Here is a 19051-nt window from a genome sequence, read left to right as displayed (position 1 = left end):
AGGCCCACGATGGGACGCTATGTGATCCGGCGGCTGCTCCAGATGATCCCGGTGTTCATCGGCAGCACCTTCCTGATCTTCTTCATGGTCTACGCGCTCGGCGACCCGGTCGCCGCCCTGTTCGGCGACCGCGCGCCCGACCCCGCCACGGCCGCCCAGATCCGGCGGGACCTGCACCTCAACGACTCGCTGGGCGAGCAGTACCTGATCTACATGCGCAACATCTTCACCGGCGACTTCGGCACCGCCTTCAACGGACAGGCCGTCACCAGCCTGATGGGCAGCGCCTTCCCGGTCACCATCCGGCTGACCCTGGTGGCCGTCGTGTTCGAGGTCGTCATCGGCATCGCGCTCGGCGTCGTGACCGGCCTGCGCCGCGGCCGGCCGGTGGACACCGGGGTGCTTCTGCTCACCCTGGTCGTCATCTCGGTGCCGACCTTCGTCACCGGCTACGTGCTCCAGTACATCTTCGGCGTCCGGCTGCGGTGGACCGCCCCCTCGGTGTCGCCGAGCGCGCCCGTGGGCGAACTGCTGCTGCCCGGCCTGGTGCTCGCCCTGGTCTCGCTGGCCTACGTCACCCGGCTCACCCGTACCTCGATCGCCGAGAACACCCGGGCCGACTACGTGCGCACCGCCGTCGCCAAGGGCCTGCCCCAGCGCCGGGTGATCGTCCGGCACCTGCTGCGCAACTCCCTGATCCCGGTGGTGACCTTCATCGGCACCGACATCGGCGCCCTGATGGGCGGTGCCATCGTCACCGAGCGGATCTTCAACATCCACGGCGTGGGCTTCCAGCTCTACCAGGGCATCCTGCGCAACAACGCCCCGACCGTGGTCGGCTTCGTGACCATCCTCGTGCTGGTCTTCCTCATCGCGAACCTGCTCGTCGACCTGCTGTACGCGGTCCTGGACCCGAGGATCCGTTATGCCTGACGCACAAGACCCCCTGGAACCGGTGGACCCCCACCAGGCGGTGGCGCCCGCCGGCGGCTACGGCGGCGGGTTCGACCTGGCCGCCGCCGACGCCCAGATCCTGGAGGGGCCCGCGGGCCGGGCCCAGGACGGCGGCCCGCTCGCCAAGCCCCGCAGCCTGTGGTCCGACGCGTGGCACGACCTGCGGCGCAACCCGATCTTCATCGTCTCGGCGCTGATCATCCTGTTCCTGCTGTTCATCGTGATCTGGCCGCAGGCGATCACCACCCAGGACCCGCTGAAGGCCAACCTCGCCATGTCCCAGGCCGGCCCCTCCGCCGGCCACCCCTTCGGCTTCGACAACCAGGGCCGCGACGTCTACACCCGGGTGGTGTACGGGGCCCGCGCCTCGGTCAGCGTCGGGCTGTGCGCCACGATCGGCGTGGTGCTCGCCGGCAGCGCGCTCGGTGCCCTGGCCGGATACTTCGGCGGCTGGTGGGACGCGGTGCTGTCGCGGATCAGCGACATCTTCTTCGGCATCCCGGTCATCCTGGGCGGCCTGGTCTTCCTGTCCGTGGTCACCAACTCCACCATCTGGCCGGTGGTCGGCTTCATGGTGCTGCTGGGCTGGCCGCAGGTCGCCCGGATCGCCCGCGGCTCGGTGATCACCGCCCGGCAGAACGACTACGTGCTGGCCGCCCGGGCGCTGGGCGCCGGCGACTCGCGGCTGCTGCTGCGGCACATCGCGCCCAACGCGGTCGCGCCGGTCATCGTGGTCGGCACCATCGCGCTGGGCACGTACATCGCCCTGGAGGCGACCCTGTCGTACCTGGGGGTGGGCCTGCGCCCGCCGACCGTGTCCTGGGGCATCGACATCTCCGACGCGTCGAACCAGATCCGCAACGCCCCGCACATGCTGCTGTGGCCGGCCGGCGCGCTCAGCCTGACGGTGCTGGCCTTCATCATGCTCGGCGACGCGGTCCGCGACGCCCTCGACCCCAAGCTGCGCTGAGGAGGCCTGCCATGGCCACGAGCCCGGACCTCGTCCCCACGCCGGCGCAGACCCCCGCCGACCCGCTGTTGGACGTGCGGGACCTGCACGTGGAGTTCCGCACCCGGGACGGCGTGGCCAAGGCCGTCAACGGCGTCAACTACACGGTGCACGCGGGCGAGACCCTGGCGGTGCTCGGCGAGTCCGGGTCCGGCAAGTCGGTCACCGCCCAGGCGATCATGGGCATCCTGGACACCCCGCCGGGCTTCGTCACCCGCGGCCAGGTGCTGTTCCAGGGCCGGGACCTGCTGACGATGTCCGCCGAGGAGCGCCGCAAGGTGCGCGGGGCGCGTATCGCGATGATCTTCCAGGACGCGCTGTCCGCGCTCAACCCGGTGCTGACCGTGGGCGAGCAGCTCGGCGAGATGTTCCGGGTGCACCGCGGCGCCTCCCGCAAGGAGGCCCGGGCCAAGGCGATCGAGCTGATGGACCGGGTCCGCATCCCCGCCGCCCGCGACCGGGTGCGCGACTACCCGCACCAGTTCTCCGGCGGCATGCGGCAGCGGGTGATGATCGCCATGGCGATGGCGCTGGAGCCCGACCTGATCATCGCGGACGAGCCGACCACGGCGCTGGACGTGACGGTGCAGGCCCAGGTGATGGACCTGCTGGCCGAGCTCCAGCGGGAGTTCACCATGGGCCTGATCCTGATCACCCACGACCTGGGGGTGGTCGCCGATGTGGCCGACAAGATCGCGGTGATGTACGCCGGGCGCATCGTGGAGACCGCGCCGGTGCACGACATCTACCGCGCGCCCGCCCACCCGTACACCCGGGGCCTGCTGCGGTCGATCCCGCGGCTGGACCGCAAGGGGCGGGAGCTGTACGCGATCAAGGGCCTGCCGCCCAGCCTGCTGCACATCCCGCCCGGCTGCCCCTTCCACCCGCGCTGTGCGCAGGCGCGCGGCCGGGAGCTGTGCCGCAGCGACCTGCCGGCGCTGCTGCCGGTGGTCGGCGGCCGGGCCAGCGCCTGCCACTTCTGGAAGGAGACCCTCGGTGACGACAACGCCGCGGCCGACCGCGCCGGAGCCTGAGGCGCCCGCCGGCGGCGCCGGCCGCGAACCGATCCTCCAGGTCCGCGGCCTGGTCAAGCACTTCCCGCTGACCCAGGGCATCGTGTTCAAGAAGCAGGTCGGCGCGGTCAAGGCGGTGGACGGGGTCGGCTTCGACCTGTTCGCCGGGGAGACGCTGGGCATCGTCGGCGAGTCCGGCTGCGGCAAGTCCACCGTGGCCAAGCTGATCGCCCACCTGGAACGGCCGACGGCCGGCCGCATCCTGTACAAGGGCCAGGACATCACCGATCTGTCCGGGCGCGCCCTGAAGGCGGTCCGGCGCAACATCCAGATGGTGTTCCAGGACCCGTACACCTCGCTCAACCCGCGCATGACGGTCGGCGACATCATCGGCGAGCCCTTCGACATCCACCCCGAGGTGGCGCCCAAGGGCGACCGCAGGCGGCGGGTCCAGGAACTGCTGGACGTGGTCGGGCTCAACCCGGAGTACATCAACCGCTACCCGCACCAGTTCTCCGGCGGCCAGCGGCAGCGCATCGGCATCGCCCGCGGGCTCGCCCTGCGCCCGGAGGTGATCGTCGCCGACGAGCCGGTCTCCGCGCTCGACGTCTCCGTGCAGGCCCAGGTGATCAACCTGATGGCCCGGCTCCAGGACGAGTTCGGGCTCAGTTACGTCTTCATCGCGCACGACCTGTCGATCGTCCGGCACATCTCCGACCGGGTGGCCGTGATGTACCTCGGCAAGGTCGTCGAGATCGGCCCGGACGCCGCGATCTACGAGCACCCGACCCACCCGTACACCCAGGCCCTGCTGTCCGCCGTGCCCGTCCCCGACCCCGCTGCCCGCCAATACAGTGGGGGTCCCCCCGGCGGAGCCAGTGGGGGTCCCCCCGGCGGAGCCAGGGGGAGGATCATCCTGGTCGGCGACGTGCCGTCCCCGGCGAATCCGCCGTCCGGCTGCCACTTCCGCACCCGCTGCTGGAAGGCGCGGGAGCGGTGCGCCCTGGAGGAGCCGCCGCTCACCGTCCCCCCGGAGTTCCGCGCCACCGCCGGGCCCGCCGAGCACCCCTCGGCCTGCCACTACGCGCAGGAGCGGCTGGTCGTCCCGGGGGAGTGACGCGGGAGCGCCGGGGGAGTGCCGGAGGAGTGCCCGACACGCCGAAGGCCGTACTCCGGGAAAAGGGGTGTCCGGAGTACGGCCTGGCGCCGAACGGAAGCGGGCGAGCCCGGGTCAAGGGGTCTCTTCGGCCGCCTCCTCGATCGCGGCCAGTGCGGGGTCGAGGACGATGTCCTCTTTCCGCGCCGTGATCGTCGGTTCCTCCGGGAAGTGGCAGGCCGTCAGGTGGCCCGCCACGTTCCCGCCGATCTGCACCAGCGGCGGTTCCTCCGTGGCGCACTTGTCCTGGGCCTTCCAGCACCGGGTGCGGAACCGGCAGCCGGAGGGCGGGTTGATCGGCGACGGTACGTCACCGGCCAGCCGGATCCGCTCGCGGCCGTCGTCGTCCGGGTCCGCCTCCGGGGCCGCCGACAGCAGCGCGTGGGTGTACGGGTGGCGCGGCCGCTCGTAGATCGACGCGCGGTCGCCGATCTCCACGATCTTGCCCAGGTACATCACCGCTATGCGCTGCGAGAAGTGCCGGACGATCGCCAGGTCGTGCGCGATGAACAGGAACGCGATACCCAGTTCCTTCTGCACCCGCTGCAGCAGGTTGACCACCTGCGCCTGGATCGACACGTCCAGCGCGGAGACCGGCTCGTCGGCCACGATCAGCTTCGGGTCCAGGGCCAGCGCCCGGGCCACCCCGATGCGCTGCCGCTGGCCGCCGGAGAACTCGTGCGGGAAGCGGTTGTAGTGCTCCGGGTTGAGGCCGACGATCTCCAGCAGCTCGCGGACCCGCTTCTCCCGGCCGCCGGACGGGTTGATGTCGTTGATCTCCATCGGCGCGGAGACGATCGAGCCGACCGTCTGCCGCGGGTTCAGCGACGCGTACGGGTCCTGGAAGATCATCTGGATCTCGGACCGGATCGGCGCGAGCTCCTTGCGGCTGCGGTGGGTGATGTCCTGCCCGGCGTAGGTGATCTTGCCGCCGGTCGGCTCCAGCAGCCGGGTCACCAGCCGGCCGGTGGTGGACTTGCCGCAGCCGGACTCGCCGACCATGCCCAGCGACTCGCCGGCCGCGATGCTGAAGTCCACGCCGTCGACCGCCCGCACGTCCCCGACCCGGCGCTTGACGATGAACCCGCCGTGGATCGGGAAGTACTTCTGCAGCCCGGAGACCTCCAGCAGCGTCTCGCCGCCGCCCGCGCCGGCACCCGACGCGCCGTCCTTGGCGGGCTCGGGCGCGGTGTCCTCGGGCTGGTCCAGGGTCACCTGTTCACTCATTGCTGTTCCTCGACTCCTGGTCAGCGCAGTCAGCGCAGCCGCGGCTGGACCTGCTGGATGAAGATGTCACGCTTCTGCTCCGGTGTCAGGTGGCACGCCGACCCGCGCCCCTCGGGCAGCACCGGCCGCTCGGTGGCGCACCGGTCGCCGCCCACCTCACCGGCGAAGGTGCACCGGGGGTGGAACGGGCAGCCCGACGGCGGGTTCAGCAGGCTCGGCGGCGACCCCGGGATCGGGGCCAGCGGGACGTCCACCGACGCGGACAGCCGGGGTATGGACCCCAGCAGACCCCACGCGTACGGGTGCTCGGGCGTCTTGAGGATGTCCCGTACGGTGCCGCGCTCCACCGCCCGGCCCGCGTACATCACCACCACGTCGTCCGCCGTGTTGGCGATCACGCCCAGGTCATGGGTGATCAGGATGATCGCGGTGCCGGTCTCCTGCTGGAGGTCCTTGAGCAGGTCCAGGATCTGCGCCTGGACGGTCACGTCCAGGGCGGTGGTCGGCTCGTCGGCGATCACCAGGTCGGGGTTGCAGACCAGCGCCATGGCGATCATGGCGCGCTGCCGCATACCGCCGGAGAACTGGTGCGGGTAGTCGTCCACCCGGGTCTGCGGCTGCGGGATGCCGACCTTGCCGAGCATCTCGATCGCCCGGTCCCGGGCCTCCTTCTTGGAGGCGCCCAGGTGCTTCATGTACGGCTCGGCGATCTGCCGGCCCACCGTGTAGTACGGCGACAGCGCGGTCAGCGAGTCCTGGAAGACCATCGCCATCTTCTTGCCGCGCAGCTTCTCCAGCGTCTTCGTCGAGGCGCCGGTCAGCTCCTGGCCGTCGAGGACGATCTCCCCGGCGATGGTGGTGTTGCGCGGGTTGTGCAGCCCCAGGATCGCCAGGTTGGTGACCGACTTGCCGGAGCCGGACTCGCCCACGATGCCCAGGGTCTTGCCCCGGTCGAGGTCGAAGGACAGCCCGTCGACGGCCTTCACGGTGCCGTCCTCGGTGGCGAACTGCACGTACAGGTCGCGCACGGAGAGGAAGTGCTCGGATTCCTGGGGCCTGGGCTCGGCCTCGGGTTTCGTCAAAGTGGTCACGGGACGGGTTCTCCTACCGGGTGGTGCGCGGTCGCGGCGGGTGGGTGGGCCGCGCTCAGGCGAGCCGGATCCGCGGGTCGATGAGGGCGTAGCAGGCGTCGACGACGATGTTGAACACCACGATGGCGGTGGCGCTGATGAGCATGACGGCCATCTCCAGCGGCAGGTCGAGCTGGTAGACCGCGTTGACGGCGAGCGTGCCGAGGCCGTGCAGGCCGAAGGTGGCCTCGGTGATGATCGCGCCGCCGAGGACGCTGCCGAGGTCGATGCCGAAGATGGTGATGATCGAGGCGGCCGCGCCGCGCAGGGCGTACCGGTAGAACACGTACTTCGACGACATGCCCTTGGCGCGCGCGGTGCGGATGTGGTCCTCGGAGAGCTGCTCGACCATCAGGGAGCGCGTCTGCCGGCTGTAGTTGGACCAGAAGATCACCGACATCACCAGGCACGGCAGGACCAGGCCGTTCAGCGAGCCCACCGGGTCGGAGGACCACGTCGGGTCGTGGCCGTGGTCGAACCAGCCGAGGTTGTCGGCGAACAGCGCGATGGCCAGCGGGCCGATGAAGTAGATCTGCACCGAGTTGCCGATCAGCGAGATGGAGCTGGCGACCCGGTCGAAGGACTTGCCCTGCTGCCAGGCGGACAGCATGCCCAGGCCCACACCGATGATCAGGAACGCGGCCGAGCCGCCGACGGCCAGCGACAGCGTGGTCGGGTAGCGGTCCGAGATCAGCGGCCAGATCGGCTGGTCGTTGGCGAAGGAGAAGCCGAAGCAGGGAGCGGCGCAGTTCTGTCCGTCGGGCATGTGGCGGCCGACGAAGATGCCGCGCATGTAGTCCCAGTACTGCTGGTAGACCGGCAGGTCCAGGCCCATGCGGTGGTGGATCTGGGCGACCAGGACCTTGTTGGAGCAGTTCTTGCCACAGGCGAGCTGGGCCGGATCCGTCGGCAGCACGAAGAACAGCAGATACGTGATGAAACTGATGGCCAGGATGATGACGACGGCGCCGAGGACGCGTCGGGTGAGGAATCGGAGCATCGAGGAGGCTCTTCCGTGGGGGCGCGGGAGGCGGCCGCGCGGTCGGATCCTGGGGCGGGCGGCCCCGGCCGGTCAGCCGGGGCCGCCCGCCCGTTGCGGCAACTACTGCTTGACGAACACGGTGCTGGCGTTGATCACACCGGTCACCGAGTTGTAGGTCACGCCGCCGAGGCCGGAACCGTAGATGTTGAAGAACTTGTCGAACAGGAACGGCACCTGCGCGGTGTCGTGCTGCAGCGAGTACTCCGACAGGGCCTCCCAGTCCTTGGTCTGCTGGGTCAGGTTCGTCTCGGCCTTGATGCGGTCGATCTCACTGTTGATGTGGTCGTCGTTCAGGAACGAGTAGTTGTTCGTCCCGTCCGAGAGGTTGCGGCCGTCCATCGTCGGCGGGATCACCGTGGAGCCGTTCGGCCAGTCGGCGCCCCAGCCGGTGCGGTAGATGTCGTACTGGTTGTTCACCTTGCCGACCACCGTGTAGTACGAGGTCGGGTCGATGGCCTTGCGCACGACCTGGAAGCCGGCCTTCTGCAGCGCGTTGGCGACACTCAGCGAGACGTTCTGCCACTTCGGCGTGTTGGCGTAGGCGTAGACCAGCTTCGGGTGCGGCTGGCCGGCCTGCTGGAGGAGCTGCTTGGCCTTCTCGGGGTCACCGGTCGGCTTGGCGAGCTTGCCGAACGGGTCGAACTGCTTCCAGCCGGCGATGGTCGGGCTGAGCAGCGTGGTGCCGAGGTCGCCCTGGGCCGCGCCGCCGAACGCCTGCTGGACCTGCGACATCGGGAACGCGTAGGCGATGGCCTGGCGCACCAGCGGGTTGGTGATCCGCTTGGTGTTGATGTCGAGGGTCTCGACGTACGGCTGGTACTGGTTGATCGACCGCGACTTGTACTGCGGGTCGGTGACCAGCGTCTGCATCTGCGACGGGTCGGCCGAGCCGGACAGGTTCAGCGCGTTCTTGTCGGTGCCCGCGCCGGCCTCGAGACGCTGGGACAGACCCGGCTCGGCGATGCCGAGCTGGAAGTTCCAGCCGTCCGGGTAGGCGTTGCGGATCGGGTCGGTCTTCGGGTCCCAGTAGGGGTTGCGCTTGAAGACCAGCGACTTGCCCTGCTTGTACGAGGAGATCATGTACGGGCCGGAGGAGACCGGGTGGTTGTTGTACGCCGCCTTGTCGTCCTTCGACTTCTCCACCGGCGCCGTCACGGGCATGGCCATCGCGTAGGGCGCGTCGGCGTGCGGCGTCTGGAAGTGGAAGACGATGGTCTTGTCGTCCGGGGTGGCCAGGAGCGTGTCGGGTATGTCCTTGCCGGTGTACGGGCCCGCGTACGCCTTGCGGTAGTCGGGGCCGTACAGCCAGGACTGGATGTACTGCGGGCCCTGGGTCTCGAAGTCGGCGAAGAGCCGCTCGATGCTGTACTTGATGTCCTTGGACGTGATCGGCGTGCCGTCCTGGAACTTCAGGCCGTCCTTGAGCGTGTACGTCCAGGTCTTGCCGCCGTCGGACTCCTTGCCGGTGTCGGTGGCCATGTCGCCGACCAGGATCGTCTTGCCGGTCGTGGGGTCGATCTTGTAACCGGTCAGCGTACGCGCGTAGAGGACCGAGACCGAAAGCTGGTCGCTCACGTACTGCTGGCCCGGGTCCAGGTAGTCGAAGCCGGCCTGGTCCAGGTCCTGGACGGTGCCGCCCTTCACCGCGCCGGGGACGGCCGGCGCGGGGCCCGTGGAGTCGGCCGCAGTGCCGAGGCCGTAGTTCGGCACCGGCGCCTTGGACGGGGCCGCGCTGGAGCCGCCCTTGCCGCCGCCCGTGCCGCCGCCGCCACCGCTGCTGCACGCCGCGGTCAGCGACAGCGCGCCGGCTGCCACGATGGCCGCAGCCAAGCGAGCTTTGCTGTTTCTCATGAATTCCTGCCTGTCACTGGACTGAACTGCCACCGATGCCGACGTCCGGCGACCCCGTACGGTCTCCGCCCGACGACCTGGACAACTTGATGGAACCGGCCGAACTGGCTCTCTAGCGGAGGGTCTTGGGGTCGAGTGCGTCCCGGACCGAGTCCCCGAGCAGGTTGAAGGCGACCACGAAGATCACCATCGCGATGCCGGGGAAGAACATGAAGGTGATGTCGCTCTTGTAGAACGTCGCACCGGTCTGGAACATCAGGCCCCAGTCCGGGGTCGGCGGGAGGATGCCGACGCCCAGGAAGGACAGGCCCGCCTCCGCCGTCACGAACACCGGCAGCATCAGCGTGGACTGGACCAGGATGGTGCTCCAGATGTTCGGCAGCAGCTCCTTCCTGATGATCCGCCAGGAGGACGCGCCGCTGATCCGGGCGGCCTCCACGAACTCCCGCTCGCGCAGGCTGAGCACCTGGGCGCGCACCAGGCGGCCGATGCTCATCCAGCCGAGGAGGAACTGCACGCCGATCAGCACCAAGGGGCGCACCCACCAGGACTCCGGGTCGCCGACGCCGACGAACAGGGAGATCGCCACCGGCGAGAAGGCGATGAAGAACAGCTGCTGCGGGAAGGACAGCATGAAGTCGGAGAACCGGCCCATGAAGTAGTCGGTCCTGCCGCCGAGGTACCCCTGGGTGAGGCCGAACAGCACTCCGACGCCGACCGCCAGCACGGTCACGGCGAGCGCGATCAGCAGCGACGTGCGTATGCCGTAGACGAGCAGCATGAACACGTCGCGGCCGAGCTGCGGCTCGATGCCGAACCAGTGCTGGCCGCTGATGCCGCCGTTGGGCGCGATGGGCAGGCCGTAGCTGTTCAGCAGGCCGTCGTCCTGGCCGTACAGATCGTAGGCGTTCTTCCCGTAGAGCGCGGAGATCAGGGGGGCCGCGGCCGCGACCAGGATGAAGAACACGACGACGATCGCGCAGATGATGCCGACGCGGTCCCGCTTGAAGCGGAGCCACGCGAGCTGACGGGGTGTGCGGCCGGCCAGGGCCGGGGTGCCTTTGGCGTCCGGTCCGCCCGAACCCGCCGCCGGTTCGGGCGTGAGGCTGTCGGCGTTCGTCGCAGCCTGGCTTGGACTGGTCATTGGTGTGATCCCCCGGAACCGAGAGCGTGCGGTGCGACGCCTCGTTGTGCGTCGCGGGTTGAAGCGGACTTTCGCAATGGAATCAACTTGCAGTCAAGAGGGGACGGAGGGAAGAAAGCTTGTTGTTTGGCATCTTGAGCGAAGGTTTTGCAGATCGTCGTCCGGACGTGCTTGACAATGATCCGCTACGTCGGGCAAAACGGATATGTCGGGACGAAGAGCGTTAACATTGCGGCAACTTGGCTGTCGCAACTCCGATATACGGACCTTGCAGTCTGAACAACGTACGGCCGTGCGGGTGCCGTAGGCCGGCCGGAGACGCCCCAGGCGATTCCGGCCGGCCGCCCCGCCCCTTTCCGCGACCCCTTCCGGCAGCCTTTCCGGCTATTTCCCAACTGCCTCTTGTGTCACGTGCGACCCGTTCGTATGTGTTCCCCGATCGGCTGTTCCTGCCCCGGCCGGGTGGGTATATCCAAGGGAACATCGGGCCACTGGGGGAGCGGGCCAATGCAGCAGGCGACGCCGTACGGGACGGGATCGGGTGCCGGCCGGGACCCCGGAAGCGGAACCGGCGGGCCGGGGCCGGGCACGCTGACCGCCGGCGCGCGCGTCACGGGGGCCCTGATCTGCGTCGTCCTCATCGGGGTGGAACTCGCCTGGGCGATCCGCGACTTCGACTCGGCCGGTGTCCACGACACCCTGTGGACCTGGTTCGGCCTGCAGTTGCCGGGCATCCGGCACGGTCTGCTCGGCACCAGCGGCTTGGACGCGGTGCTGCTGGTGGTGCTGGTCGGCGCCCTGGCGGCGGCCCGGCGGCCGAGTGCCGGCTGGGCGTTCGTCACCGTCGGCCTGTTCGCGGTCGCCTACCGGGTGCCCGGGGTGTGGATCTTCACCTCCGACTGGGCGCGGGACGCGCCGCTGCACGACCGGGCGCTGAGCACCTCGGTCGGCTACGTGATCGCGGGGGTCGCGCTGATCGTGACCGGACTGGCCGGGCGGCGCCCGGCCGGCGCGGTCCCGCTCACCGGGCCCTCCGACCAGGCGTATTCGTCCGGTCCGGCAGGTCCGTACCAGGCGCCGGTGGGCTACGGCACCCCGGCCGTCGTCGCCGCGCCGGCCGGACCCGGCGCCCCGCCGGCCCGGCCGCGCACCGGAGCGGCGTTCGTCGGCGGGCTCGTCGCGGTCGCCCTGGCCCTGGAACTGGCCGGCTGGCAGTTCTACTACGTGCAGGAATACCATGGTTCGGGCTTTCCGCCGCATCTGTACCGGCACCTGCTGACCGGTCAGGAGACGATCACCTCGCTGCTGGCGGCGCCGACGTACTACGCCGCCTGGATCACGGTGGTGCTCTGCCTGCTGCTCGCGGTGGCCGCCTTCACCCGCGCCCCGCTGGCCCGCCCGCTGGGCCTGGCGGTCGGCGCCACCTTCGTGCTCAACGGCGTGATCTCGCTGGACAACTGGCACACCGAGAAGCTGCTGTTCCACTCCGGCATCCCGGACAACTACACCGCCCAGCAGTCCTTCGACTTCGTGGAACTCATCTTCGGCCTGCTGCTCCTGGGGCTGATGGGGCTGCGGGAGCCGCGGACCGCAGGCTCTTCGGTGCCACCGGCCTGGGGGAGCCCGACGGGATACGGCGACGCCCCTGGTCAGGGCGGGGCGAACCCGTACGGCTACGGCGGGGGCGGTGCGCACGGTCAGGCTGCCGGGAATCCTTCCGGCTACGGCACCGGCTACGGCAGTTCGTCCGGTGGCTGGGGCGGGTCGCCCCAGCAGCAGCCGCCTGCCGCGCCCGGCGGCTTCGGTCCGCCGCCGAACTTGCCGCCGGATTTGCCTCCGCGGCCGCCGCAGCAGCCTCCGGCCGGTTACGGCTACCCGTCCTACCCGCCCGGCGAGGCCCCGCCGCCCCCGGCCGGTCCGCCCCAGCGGTAGCCGGCGCCGGTCCGGGGGCGTTCGCCCGGCTCAGCGGGCCAGCGAGCGCTTGAGGAACTCCACCTGGAGCAGCAGCAGATTCTCCGCGACCTGCTCCTGCGGGGTCATGTGGGTCACCCCGGACAGCGGCAGTACCTCGTGCGGGCGGCCCGCGGCCAGCAACGCCGAGGACAGCCGCAGCGTGTTGGCGACCAGCACGTTGTCGTCCGCGAGGCCGTGGATGATCATCATCGGCCGGGCGGGCTCGGCCGCGCCCACCAGCCCGGCCTCGGTCACCACCGAGTTCGCGTCGTAGACCTCCGGCCGCTCGGCCGGGTGGCCCAGATAGCGCTCGGTGTAGTGCGTGTCGTACAGCCGGAAGTCGGTGACCGGCGCCCCGACCACCGCCGCGTGGAAGACGTCCGGGCGGCGCAGTGCCGCGAGCGCCGCCAGATAACCGCCGTAGGACCAGCCGCGGATGGCCACCCGGTCCAGGTCCAGCGGATACGACCCGGCCAGCGCGTGCAGCGCCTCGACCTGGTCGGCCACCGACACCCCGGCGAAGTCGAAGGCGATCGCCTTCTCCCAGGCGGGGGAGCGGCCCGGGGTGCCGCGGCCGTCGGCCACGATCACCGCGAAGCCCTGGTCGGCGAACCACTGCGAGACCAGGTGGGTGTTGTGCGCCGCGTACACCCGCTGGCCGTGCGGGCCGCCGTAGGGGTCCAGGAGGACCGGCAGCGGGCCGTCCCCCTCCGTGTACCCGTGCGGCAGCAGGACGGCCGTCGGGATGCGGTGCTCGCCGGCCGCCAGCAGCCGCGGCCGGGTGGTCAGCACGGGCGCCTGCGTATACGACCGGACCTCCGCGACCGCCTCGGTGCCGCGCAGCACCACGCTCCGGCCGCCCGGCCGGTCCGGCACCGCGGAGGTCAGCACCGTCAACTCCCCGGCCCGCACGGCGGTGTGGACGCCCGGTTCCGCCGAGACCCGCACCACGCCCGCCGCGCCCACCCGGTACACGTGCACCTCGCCGATCTCCGGGTCGGCCGCTTGCTCCCCGGCCGAGGCCGCCACCAGCACGTCCTCGTCGCCCGCGTCCAGCACCGCCCGCAGGTGCAACTCGGCTCCGGTCAGCGTCTTGTCGCCGACCTTGAGCACCCGCGCGCCGTCCTCGTCGGTGATCCGCACCAGCTCCCCGGAGGGCGTCAGGGACGGCGAACCGGCGAAGAGATCAAGCCAAATCCGATCTTCCTCGAGGAGCAACGTGCGAGTGGCGCCAGTCGCCGGATCGACGGTCAGATACGCCTGCTCGCGCTGATCACGGGCCTGCACCAGCAGCAGCGGCTGCCCCGCGCCCGACCACAGCACGTCCGCCAGATACGGATAGCGGCCGGCGTCCCACTCCACCGCCCGGCGCGTGCCGTCCAAGCCCACCAGGAACAGCGACACCACCGCGTTGTCCGTGCCCGCCGCCGGATACGGCACCTCGGCCGGCCGCCGGTCCGGGTGCGCCGGGTCGCCGATCCACCACCGCTGCACGGGCGTCTCGTCCACTCGCGCCACCAGCAGCGCGGCACTGTCCGGCGACCACCAGAAGCCGCGGCTGCGGCCCATCTCCTCGGCCGCGACGAACTCCGCCAGCCCCCAGGTCACCGACGGCCCGTCCGGCTCGGCCAGCGCCCGGTCGCCGGTCCCGTCGGCGCCCACCACCCGCAGCGCGCCCTGCGCCGCGTACGCCACCAGGCGCCCGTCGGGCGACGGCCGCGGGTCCACCACCGGGCCGGGCACCACCAGTTCGCGCGGGGCCGCCCCGCCGGGCGTCAGGCCCGCGGTGAACAGCCGCCCGGACAGCGCGAAGGCCGCCACGGCGACGGCCTTGTCCACCGCGAAGCCCACGATCCCCGCCGAGCCCTCCCGGCTGCGCTCCCGGCGCGCCCGCTCGGCCGGCGACAACTCCTCCTCGCCGCCCGCCAGCAGAGCCGCCGGATCGGCCACCAGCCGCTCCCCGTCCGCCGCCGCGCCGCCGTCCCGGGAACCCCCGTCCCCCGGGGCGGGCGGCACGTCCAGCACCCACAGCGCCTGCGCCCGGTCGGTGCCGGATCCGGACCGCACGAACGCCACGCGGCCGCCCTCCGGCGACGCGACGAAGGCCCGCGGGGCGCCGAGGGTGAACCGCTGGGTCCGCGCGTGCTGCCGCGGGAAGGAGAGCTCGGTCATACCCGCGACCCTAGGGGACGCCACTGACAATCGCCCCTCGATTTCGCCCGGGGGCGGCGCCGTGGCGCGACGTGCGGGATGGCCGGAATCCGGCCATGCGCCCCCATGTGCTTCCGTGCACCGAACAATGCCGACCGACGGAAAGTTATGATCCGTAGCCGTGGGTGGGTAATAACCGTGTGGCAACTGACATGAACCCTGCGTACCTGGGAGGTGAGCCGCTGTGGCAGTGTCGATTTCGGCGGTGCTGCTGCTGCTGATCGTGGTGGTCCTGCTGGTCCGCCGCTCCGGGCTCAAGCCGTGGCACGCCGTGGCCTGTACGCTGCTGGGCTTCTACCTCGCCAGTTCGTCGTGGGCACCGCAGATCAGCGACCTCACGAACAACGTCGCGCAGACCATCTCCAACATCAAGTTCTGACCGGGCAGGGGCGGGCCGTAGGCTTCGCCCCATGACGACCGATCTTCCGGCGACTGAGGCGACACCTCCGGCGGGCCTGCCCGACCGGCGGCTGCTGTTCGTCCACGCCCACCCGGACGACGAAACGATCACCAACGGCGTGACCATGGCCAAGTACGCGGCCGAGGGCGCGCTGGTCACCCTCGTCACCTGCACCCTCGGCGAGGAAGGCGAGGTCATCCCGCCCGAGCTGGCCCACCTGGCCTCGGACCGGGACGACACCCTCGGCGAGCACCGGATCGGCGAACTCGCCGCCGCCATGGAGGCGCTGGGCGTCACCGACCACCGCTTCCTCGGCGGCCCGGGGCGCTACCGCGACTCCGGCATGATGGGTGTCCCGCACAACGACAACCCGAAGTGCTTCTGGCAGGCCGACCTCGACGAGGCGGCCGGCCGGCTCGTGGACGTCATCCTGGAGACCCGCCCCCAGGTGCTGGTCACCTACGACAGCAACGGCGGCTACGGTCACCCCGACCACATCCAGGCCCACCGCGTGGCCATGCGCGGCTACGAACTGGCCGCCGCCCGCGGCCACACCATCGACCGGGTCTACGAGGTCTGCTTCCCCCGCTCGGTGGTCGCGGCGGGCTTCGAGCGGCTGCGCGCCGCCGGCGGCAACTCCGTGTTCCAGCACATCGCCACCCCGGACGACGTGCCCGGCGTGGTGGACGACGCGCTCGTCAACGCCTCCGTGAACGGCGAGGCGTATTCGGACAACAAGAAGGCCGCACTCACCGCGCACCACAGCCAGATCGCCGTGGACGGCCCCTTCTTCGCCCTGTCCAACGAACTGGGCCAGCCGTTCTTCGGCACCGAGTACTTCCGCCAGGTGCGCGGTGAGGCCCTGGCCGAGGGCGTGGCCGACGGGCTGTTCCCCGAGGTGGCGGAGAGCGCGCGTTGAACCGTCCGCAAGCCACGCAAGCCCCGCAGGACAAGCACCCGGTGATGGGACAGCGCGCCCGGCTGGCCGCGTACGCCGTCCTGGCCGTGCTCGCGGTGGTCGTCGCCGTGGCCGGCGCGCTGGTCCAGGCCGGCTGGTTCCCCGGCGGCCTGCTGCTGGCGCTCGCCGGGTGCCTGGCACTGTTCTACGGCGGCGTGAAGGCCACCGGCACCCGGCTGGGCGCGGTGGTGCCCGCCGGGGTCTGGGTGGTGTGCGTCATGCTGCTGAGCACGTCCCGGCCCGAGGGCGACTTTTTGTTCGCCGCGGGCGTCGGACCGTACATTTATCTGCTCGGCGGCGCAATGGGCGCGGTGATCTGTGCCACCGCGCCCCAACTGCCCCCGTCCGGGGCGAATCGCGTCTGACGTTGGCAACCTGGCCTGGGATCATGGTTGGCTTGCGCCGAGCGTTCCCAGGGACGCGGGCCGCGCTGCCACCCCGCTCGGTATGGTGGTCGAGCCGGCGAGCCGCTCACGGTGCTAGGTGACGAGCGGCGCACACAACCGGGAGAGCCTGCATTGAGTCGAGAAACTGACCCTCCGTCCTCCGGCCCCCAGGGGCGTGGGGGAGCCGCGTACCCGTCCGGGACCCCTCCGTACGGCACGCGCCAATTCCCGTCGCTGCACCCGCAGGAAGAGCCGCGGGCCGCGGGTACTCCCGGAACCGAGGCCGCGAACGGCGCCGGTGCGGAGCCGCCCGCCACGGAGCCGAAGACCGAGACCACGATGACCACCCGGATCCGGATCAACATCCCCGGCTCCCGGCCCATTCCGCCGGTCGTGGTCCGTACCCCGGTCGAGAACCCGGCCCCCGGCGCCCAGGACGACCCGACCGGACAGCAGCCGCTGCCGGCCGCCGCCGAGGAGCGGCCCGCCGAGCCCGAGAAGGCCAAGGGCAAGGAGAAGGCCAGCGACTGGTTCGCGCCGCGCAAATCGCAGCCGTCGCCCGCCCCCGGCGCCACCCCGCCGGGCGGCATGCCCGCAGCGGGTGCCGCCGGTCCGGCCGCTCCCGGCGCAACCGGTCCGGGCGCGCGTCCCGGCTCCGGCCGCCGCGGCGCGCCCGACCCCATTGCCGCCGCCTTCAGTTCGCCGCCGGCCACCGACCCCTTCGGTGACACGGGCGTCGACCCGTTCACGGACACCGCGGCCGCCCCCGGCCCGTTCCGCGACAGCGGCAGCGGACCCGGTACGCACGCGGCACCCGACCCCTTCACCGACACGGGCGCCGACCCCTTCCGCGGGACCGCGCCCGGGGCCGACCCGTTCCGGGACACCGGCTCGGGGACGCGTCCCGGGGCCGATCCCTTCACGGACACCGGCGTCGACCCGTTCACGGACACCGGCGCCGCGGCCGGCCCGTTCGGCCGCCCGCAGGCCGGACCGACCCCCGCGGCCGCCGAGGACGGCGCACGCGGCCCGCACGACACCCCCGCCGAGGGCTTCGCCTCGCCGTTCAGTGCCCCCGGGTCCGGGTCCCGGCGCCGTACCCCCGACGCGTCCCTGGGCACCGACGACTTCCCGCCCGGGGTGCCGCGGCCCAGCGACCCGCTGGCGCCGCCCGCCGCCGACAACCCGTTCGCGCCGCCGGCCGGCCAGGAGCGCAGCCCCTTCCCGCCGCGTACGCCCGGTGCCACCGGCCCCGACCCGTTCGCGCCGCCCGCGACCGACGAGCCCTTCCCCGGCTACCAGCCGCCGGCCGGCCCCACCACCGGACCGGCCACCGGGCCGATGCGGATGCCCGGCGCCCCGGCCGCCGACTTCCGGCAGTCGCCGGAGTTCACCCCGCCCGGCGGGGACGTCTCCGGCGACACCCTGGTCAGCGGGATCCCCGTGGTCCCGCCGGCCGAGACGCAGGCCCCGCGCCCGCAGACCGACACCGGCGAGTCCGGCCCGGCCGCCCCGGCCCCCGCGAAGGCCGCCAAGCCCGCCAAGCCCGCCAAGAAGGGCCGCAGCAAGCTGGTGCTGCTCGGCGTCGGACTCGGCGGCGTGGTCGTCATCGCCTACGGCGCCGGCCTGCTGATGGACCACGCCGAGGTGCCCAAGGGCACCACCGTGCTCGGCGTCGACATCGGCGACAAGAACAAGGCCGCCGCGGTCAAGACGCTCGACGCCGCGCTGGGCAACCGCACCACCGCGCCGCTCACCCTCACCATCGGGGACCGCAAGGAGAGCCTGAAGCCGTCCGTGGCGGGCCTGTCCGTCGACACCGACGCCACCGTCCGCAAGGTCGCCCACCCCGACTACAACCCGGTCTCGGTGATCGGCTCGCTGTTCGGCCAGACCCGCAAGGCCGACCCGGTGATACTCGTGGACGAGGACAAGCTCAAGGTCGCCCTCCAGGGCATCGCGGGCCGCGGCAGCGCGGGAAGCGACGCCATGGTGCGCTTCGCCGACGGCAAGGCCATCGGCGTGCCCGGCAAGCCCAGCAACTCCTTCGACGTCAACGCCGCCGCGAGCCAGGTCGCCGCCGCCTACCGCAACCGCGCGGCCACCGGCGTCAACCAGCCCGTCGCCCTGACCGAGCACACCGTGCCGCCGAAGGTCGGCCAGGCCGAACTCGACAAGGCGGTCAACGGCTTCGGCCGCACCGCGATGTCCGGCTTCGTCACCGTGCGGGCCGGCGGCCACTCGATCACCTTCGGCCCCAACAAGTCGCTGCCGAAGTTCCTCAGCATGGTCGCCAACCCCGACGGCACCCTGGCCCCGCACATCGACCTGACCGTCCTCCAGTCGCTGTACGGCAGCACCTTCGACGGAGTGCTGCTCCAGCGCGGCAACGGCACGACCACCGCGGTCACCCCGCAGGACGTGGCCACCGCCCTGATCCCCGCGCTGAACTCCACCAAGGCCGCCGACCGCGACGTGACCCTGCCGAACGTCGCCTCCGGCTGACCTGCCACGACCCGCCCGCACCCCGGACCGTCCCCGGCTCGCCCGGGGCCGTCCGTCAGTGACCCGCGCCGCACCCCGCCGTCCCCGCTGAACCCTTTGCCGCGAACGCCCA

15 protein-coding genes are annotated in these 19051 nt (G+C 71.5%); 9 read left to right on the top strand and 6 right to left on the bottom strand.

What is annotated here, in order from left to right; translation table 11 throughout:
- Positions 1-9 precede the first annotated feature (9 nt).
- Genes ITX44_RS25040 through ITX44_RS25025 form a run of 4 tightly spaced genes read left to right on the top strand, consistent with a single transcriptional unit; the run spans position 10 to position 4093 of the window.
- Positions 10-933 (top strand): ABC transporter permease, encoded by a 924-nt coding sequence (locus ITX44_RS25040; RefSeq protein ID WP_205359620.1) that lies wholly within the window; start codon positions 10-12, stop codon positions 931-933.
- Positions 926-1924 carry an ABC transporter permease gene (locus tag ITX44_RS25035; RefSeq protein WP_205359619.1) on the top strand — a complete coding sequence of 333 codons (999 nt, stop codon included), beginning with the start codon at positions 926-928 and terminating at the stop codon, positions 1922-1924. The genes ITX44_RS25040 and ITX44_RS25035 overlap by 8 nt, the downstream gene beginning before the upstream one ends.
- Before the next feature lie 11 nt (positions 1925-1935).
- Complete coding sequence (locus tag ITX44_RS25030) at positions 1936-2997, top strand: ABC transporter ATP-binding protein (protein WP_205359618.1); 1062 nt, start codon at positions 1936-1938, stop codon at positions 2995-2997.
- Complete coding sequence (locus ITX44_RS25025; protein WP_205359617.1) at positions 2960-4093, top strand: ABC transporter ATP-binding protein; 1134 nt, start codon at positions 2960-2962, stop codon at positions 4091-4093. Before ITX44_RS25030 ends, ITX44_RS25025 begins: the two co-directional genes overlap by 38 nt.
- Before the next feature lie 114 nt (positions 4094-4207).
- Here the strand turns inward: ITX44_RS25025 and ITX44_RS25020 are convergent, their stop codons facing one another.
- From ITX44_RS25020 to ITX44_RS25000, 5 genes are all read right to left on the bottom strand, one after another.
- The gene (locus ITX44_RS25020; RefSeq protein WP_205359616.1) at positions 4208-5359 is read right to left on the bottom strand and encodes an ABC transporter ATP-binding protein; all 1152 of its coding nucleotides are present in this window, start codon (positions 5357-5359) and stop codon (positions 4208-4210) included.
- Between the two features lie 29 nt (positions 5360-5388).
- Positions 5389-6450 (bottom strand): ABC transporter ATP-binding protein, encoded by a 1062-nt coding sequence (locus ITX44_RS25015; protein WP_205359615.1) that lies wholly within the window; start codon positions 6448-6450, stop codon positions 5389-5391.
- A 55-nt stretch (positions 6451-6505) separates the two neighbouring features.
- Positions 6506-7489: an ABC transporter permease gene (locus tag ITX44_RS25010; RefSeq protein ID WP_205359614.1), complete on the bottom strand. Its 984-nt coding sequence runs from the start codon at positions 7487-7489 to the stop codon at positions 6506-6508.
- A gap of 102 nt (positions 7490-7591) precedes the next feature.
- The gene (locus ITX44_RS25005; RefSeq protein ID WP_205359613.1) at positions 7592-9382 is read right to left on the bottom strand and encodes an ABC transporter substrate-binding protein; all 1791 of its coding nucleotides are present in this window, start codon (positions 9380-9382) and stop codon (positions 7592-7594) included.
- A gap of 112 nt (positions 9383-9494) precedes the next feature.
- Positions 9495-10526: an ABC transporter permease gene (locus ITX44_RS25000; protein WP_205359612.1), complete on the bottom strand. Its 1032-nt coding sequence runs from the start codon at positions 10524-10526 to the stop codon at positions 9495-9497.
- A gap of 507 nt (positions 10527-11033) precedes the next feature.
- Here ITX44_RS25000 and ITX44_RS24995 point away from each other — a divergent pair.
- On the top strand, positions 11034-12458 hold the full coding sequence (locus ITX44_RS24995) for a hypothetical protein (RefSeq protein ID WP_205359611.1): 1425 nt from the start codon (positions 11034-11036) through the stop codon (positions 12456-12458).
- Positions 12459-12488: 30 nt separating this feature from the next.
- Here the strand turns inward: ITX44_RS24995 and ITX44_RS24990 are convergent, their stop codons facing one another.
- Entirely contained in the window at positions 12489-14651 is a 2163-nt protein-coding gene (locus tag ITX44_RS24990; protein ID WP_205359610.1) for a S9 family peptidase, read from the bottom strand.
- A 223-nt stretch (positions 14652-14874) separates the two neighbouring features.
- Between ITX44_RS24990 and ITX44_RS24985 the strand changes: the two genes are divergently transcribed.
- The 4 genes from ITX44_RS24985 (at position 14875) to ITX44_RS24970 (ending at position 18939) form a co-directional block, all read left to right on the top strand.
- On the top strand, positions 14875-15069 hold the full coding sequence (locus ITX44_RS24985; protein WP_205359609.1) for a hypothetical protein: 195 nt from the start codon (positions 14875-14877) through the stop codon (positions 15067-15069).
- 31 nt (positions 15070-15100) lie between these two features.
- Positions 15101-16009 (top strand): N-acetyl-1-D-myo-inositol-2-amino-2-deoxy-alpha-D-glucopyranoside deacetylase, encoded by a 909-nt coding sequence (gene mshB, locus ITX44_RS24980; RefSeq protein WP_205359608.1) that lies wholly within the window; start codon positions 15101-15103, stop codon positions 16007-16009.
- Positions 16006-16413, top strand: coding sequence for a DUF6113 family protein (locus ITX44_RS24975; protein WP_307795472.1), 408 nt, complete (start codon positions 16006-16008; stop codon positions 16411-16413). The genes mshB and ITX44_RS24975 overlap by 4 nt, the downstream gene beginning before the upstream one ends.
- A gap of 360 nt (positions 16414-16773) precedes the next feature.
- Positions 16774-18939: a hypothetical protein gene (locus tag ITX44_RS24970; RefSeq protein WP_236061514.1), complete on the top strand. Its 2166-nt coding sequence runs from the start codon at positions 16774-16776 to the stop codon at positions 18937-18939.
- The last annotated feature ends 112 nt before the right edge of the window (positions 18940-19051 follow it).

The sequence above is a fragment of the Actinacidiphila acididurans genome, from assembly GCF_016918855.1.
In the GTDB taxonomy this organism is placed as follows: domain Bacteria; phylum Actinomycetota; class Actinomycetes; order Streptomycetales; family Streptomycetaceae; genus Actinacidiphila; species Actinacidiphila acididurans.
Note: the sequence above shows the minus strand (reverse complement) of the source record. Positions and strands in the feature narration are given on the sequence as shown.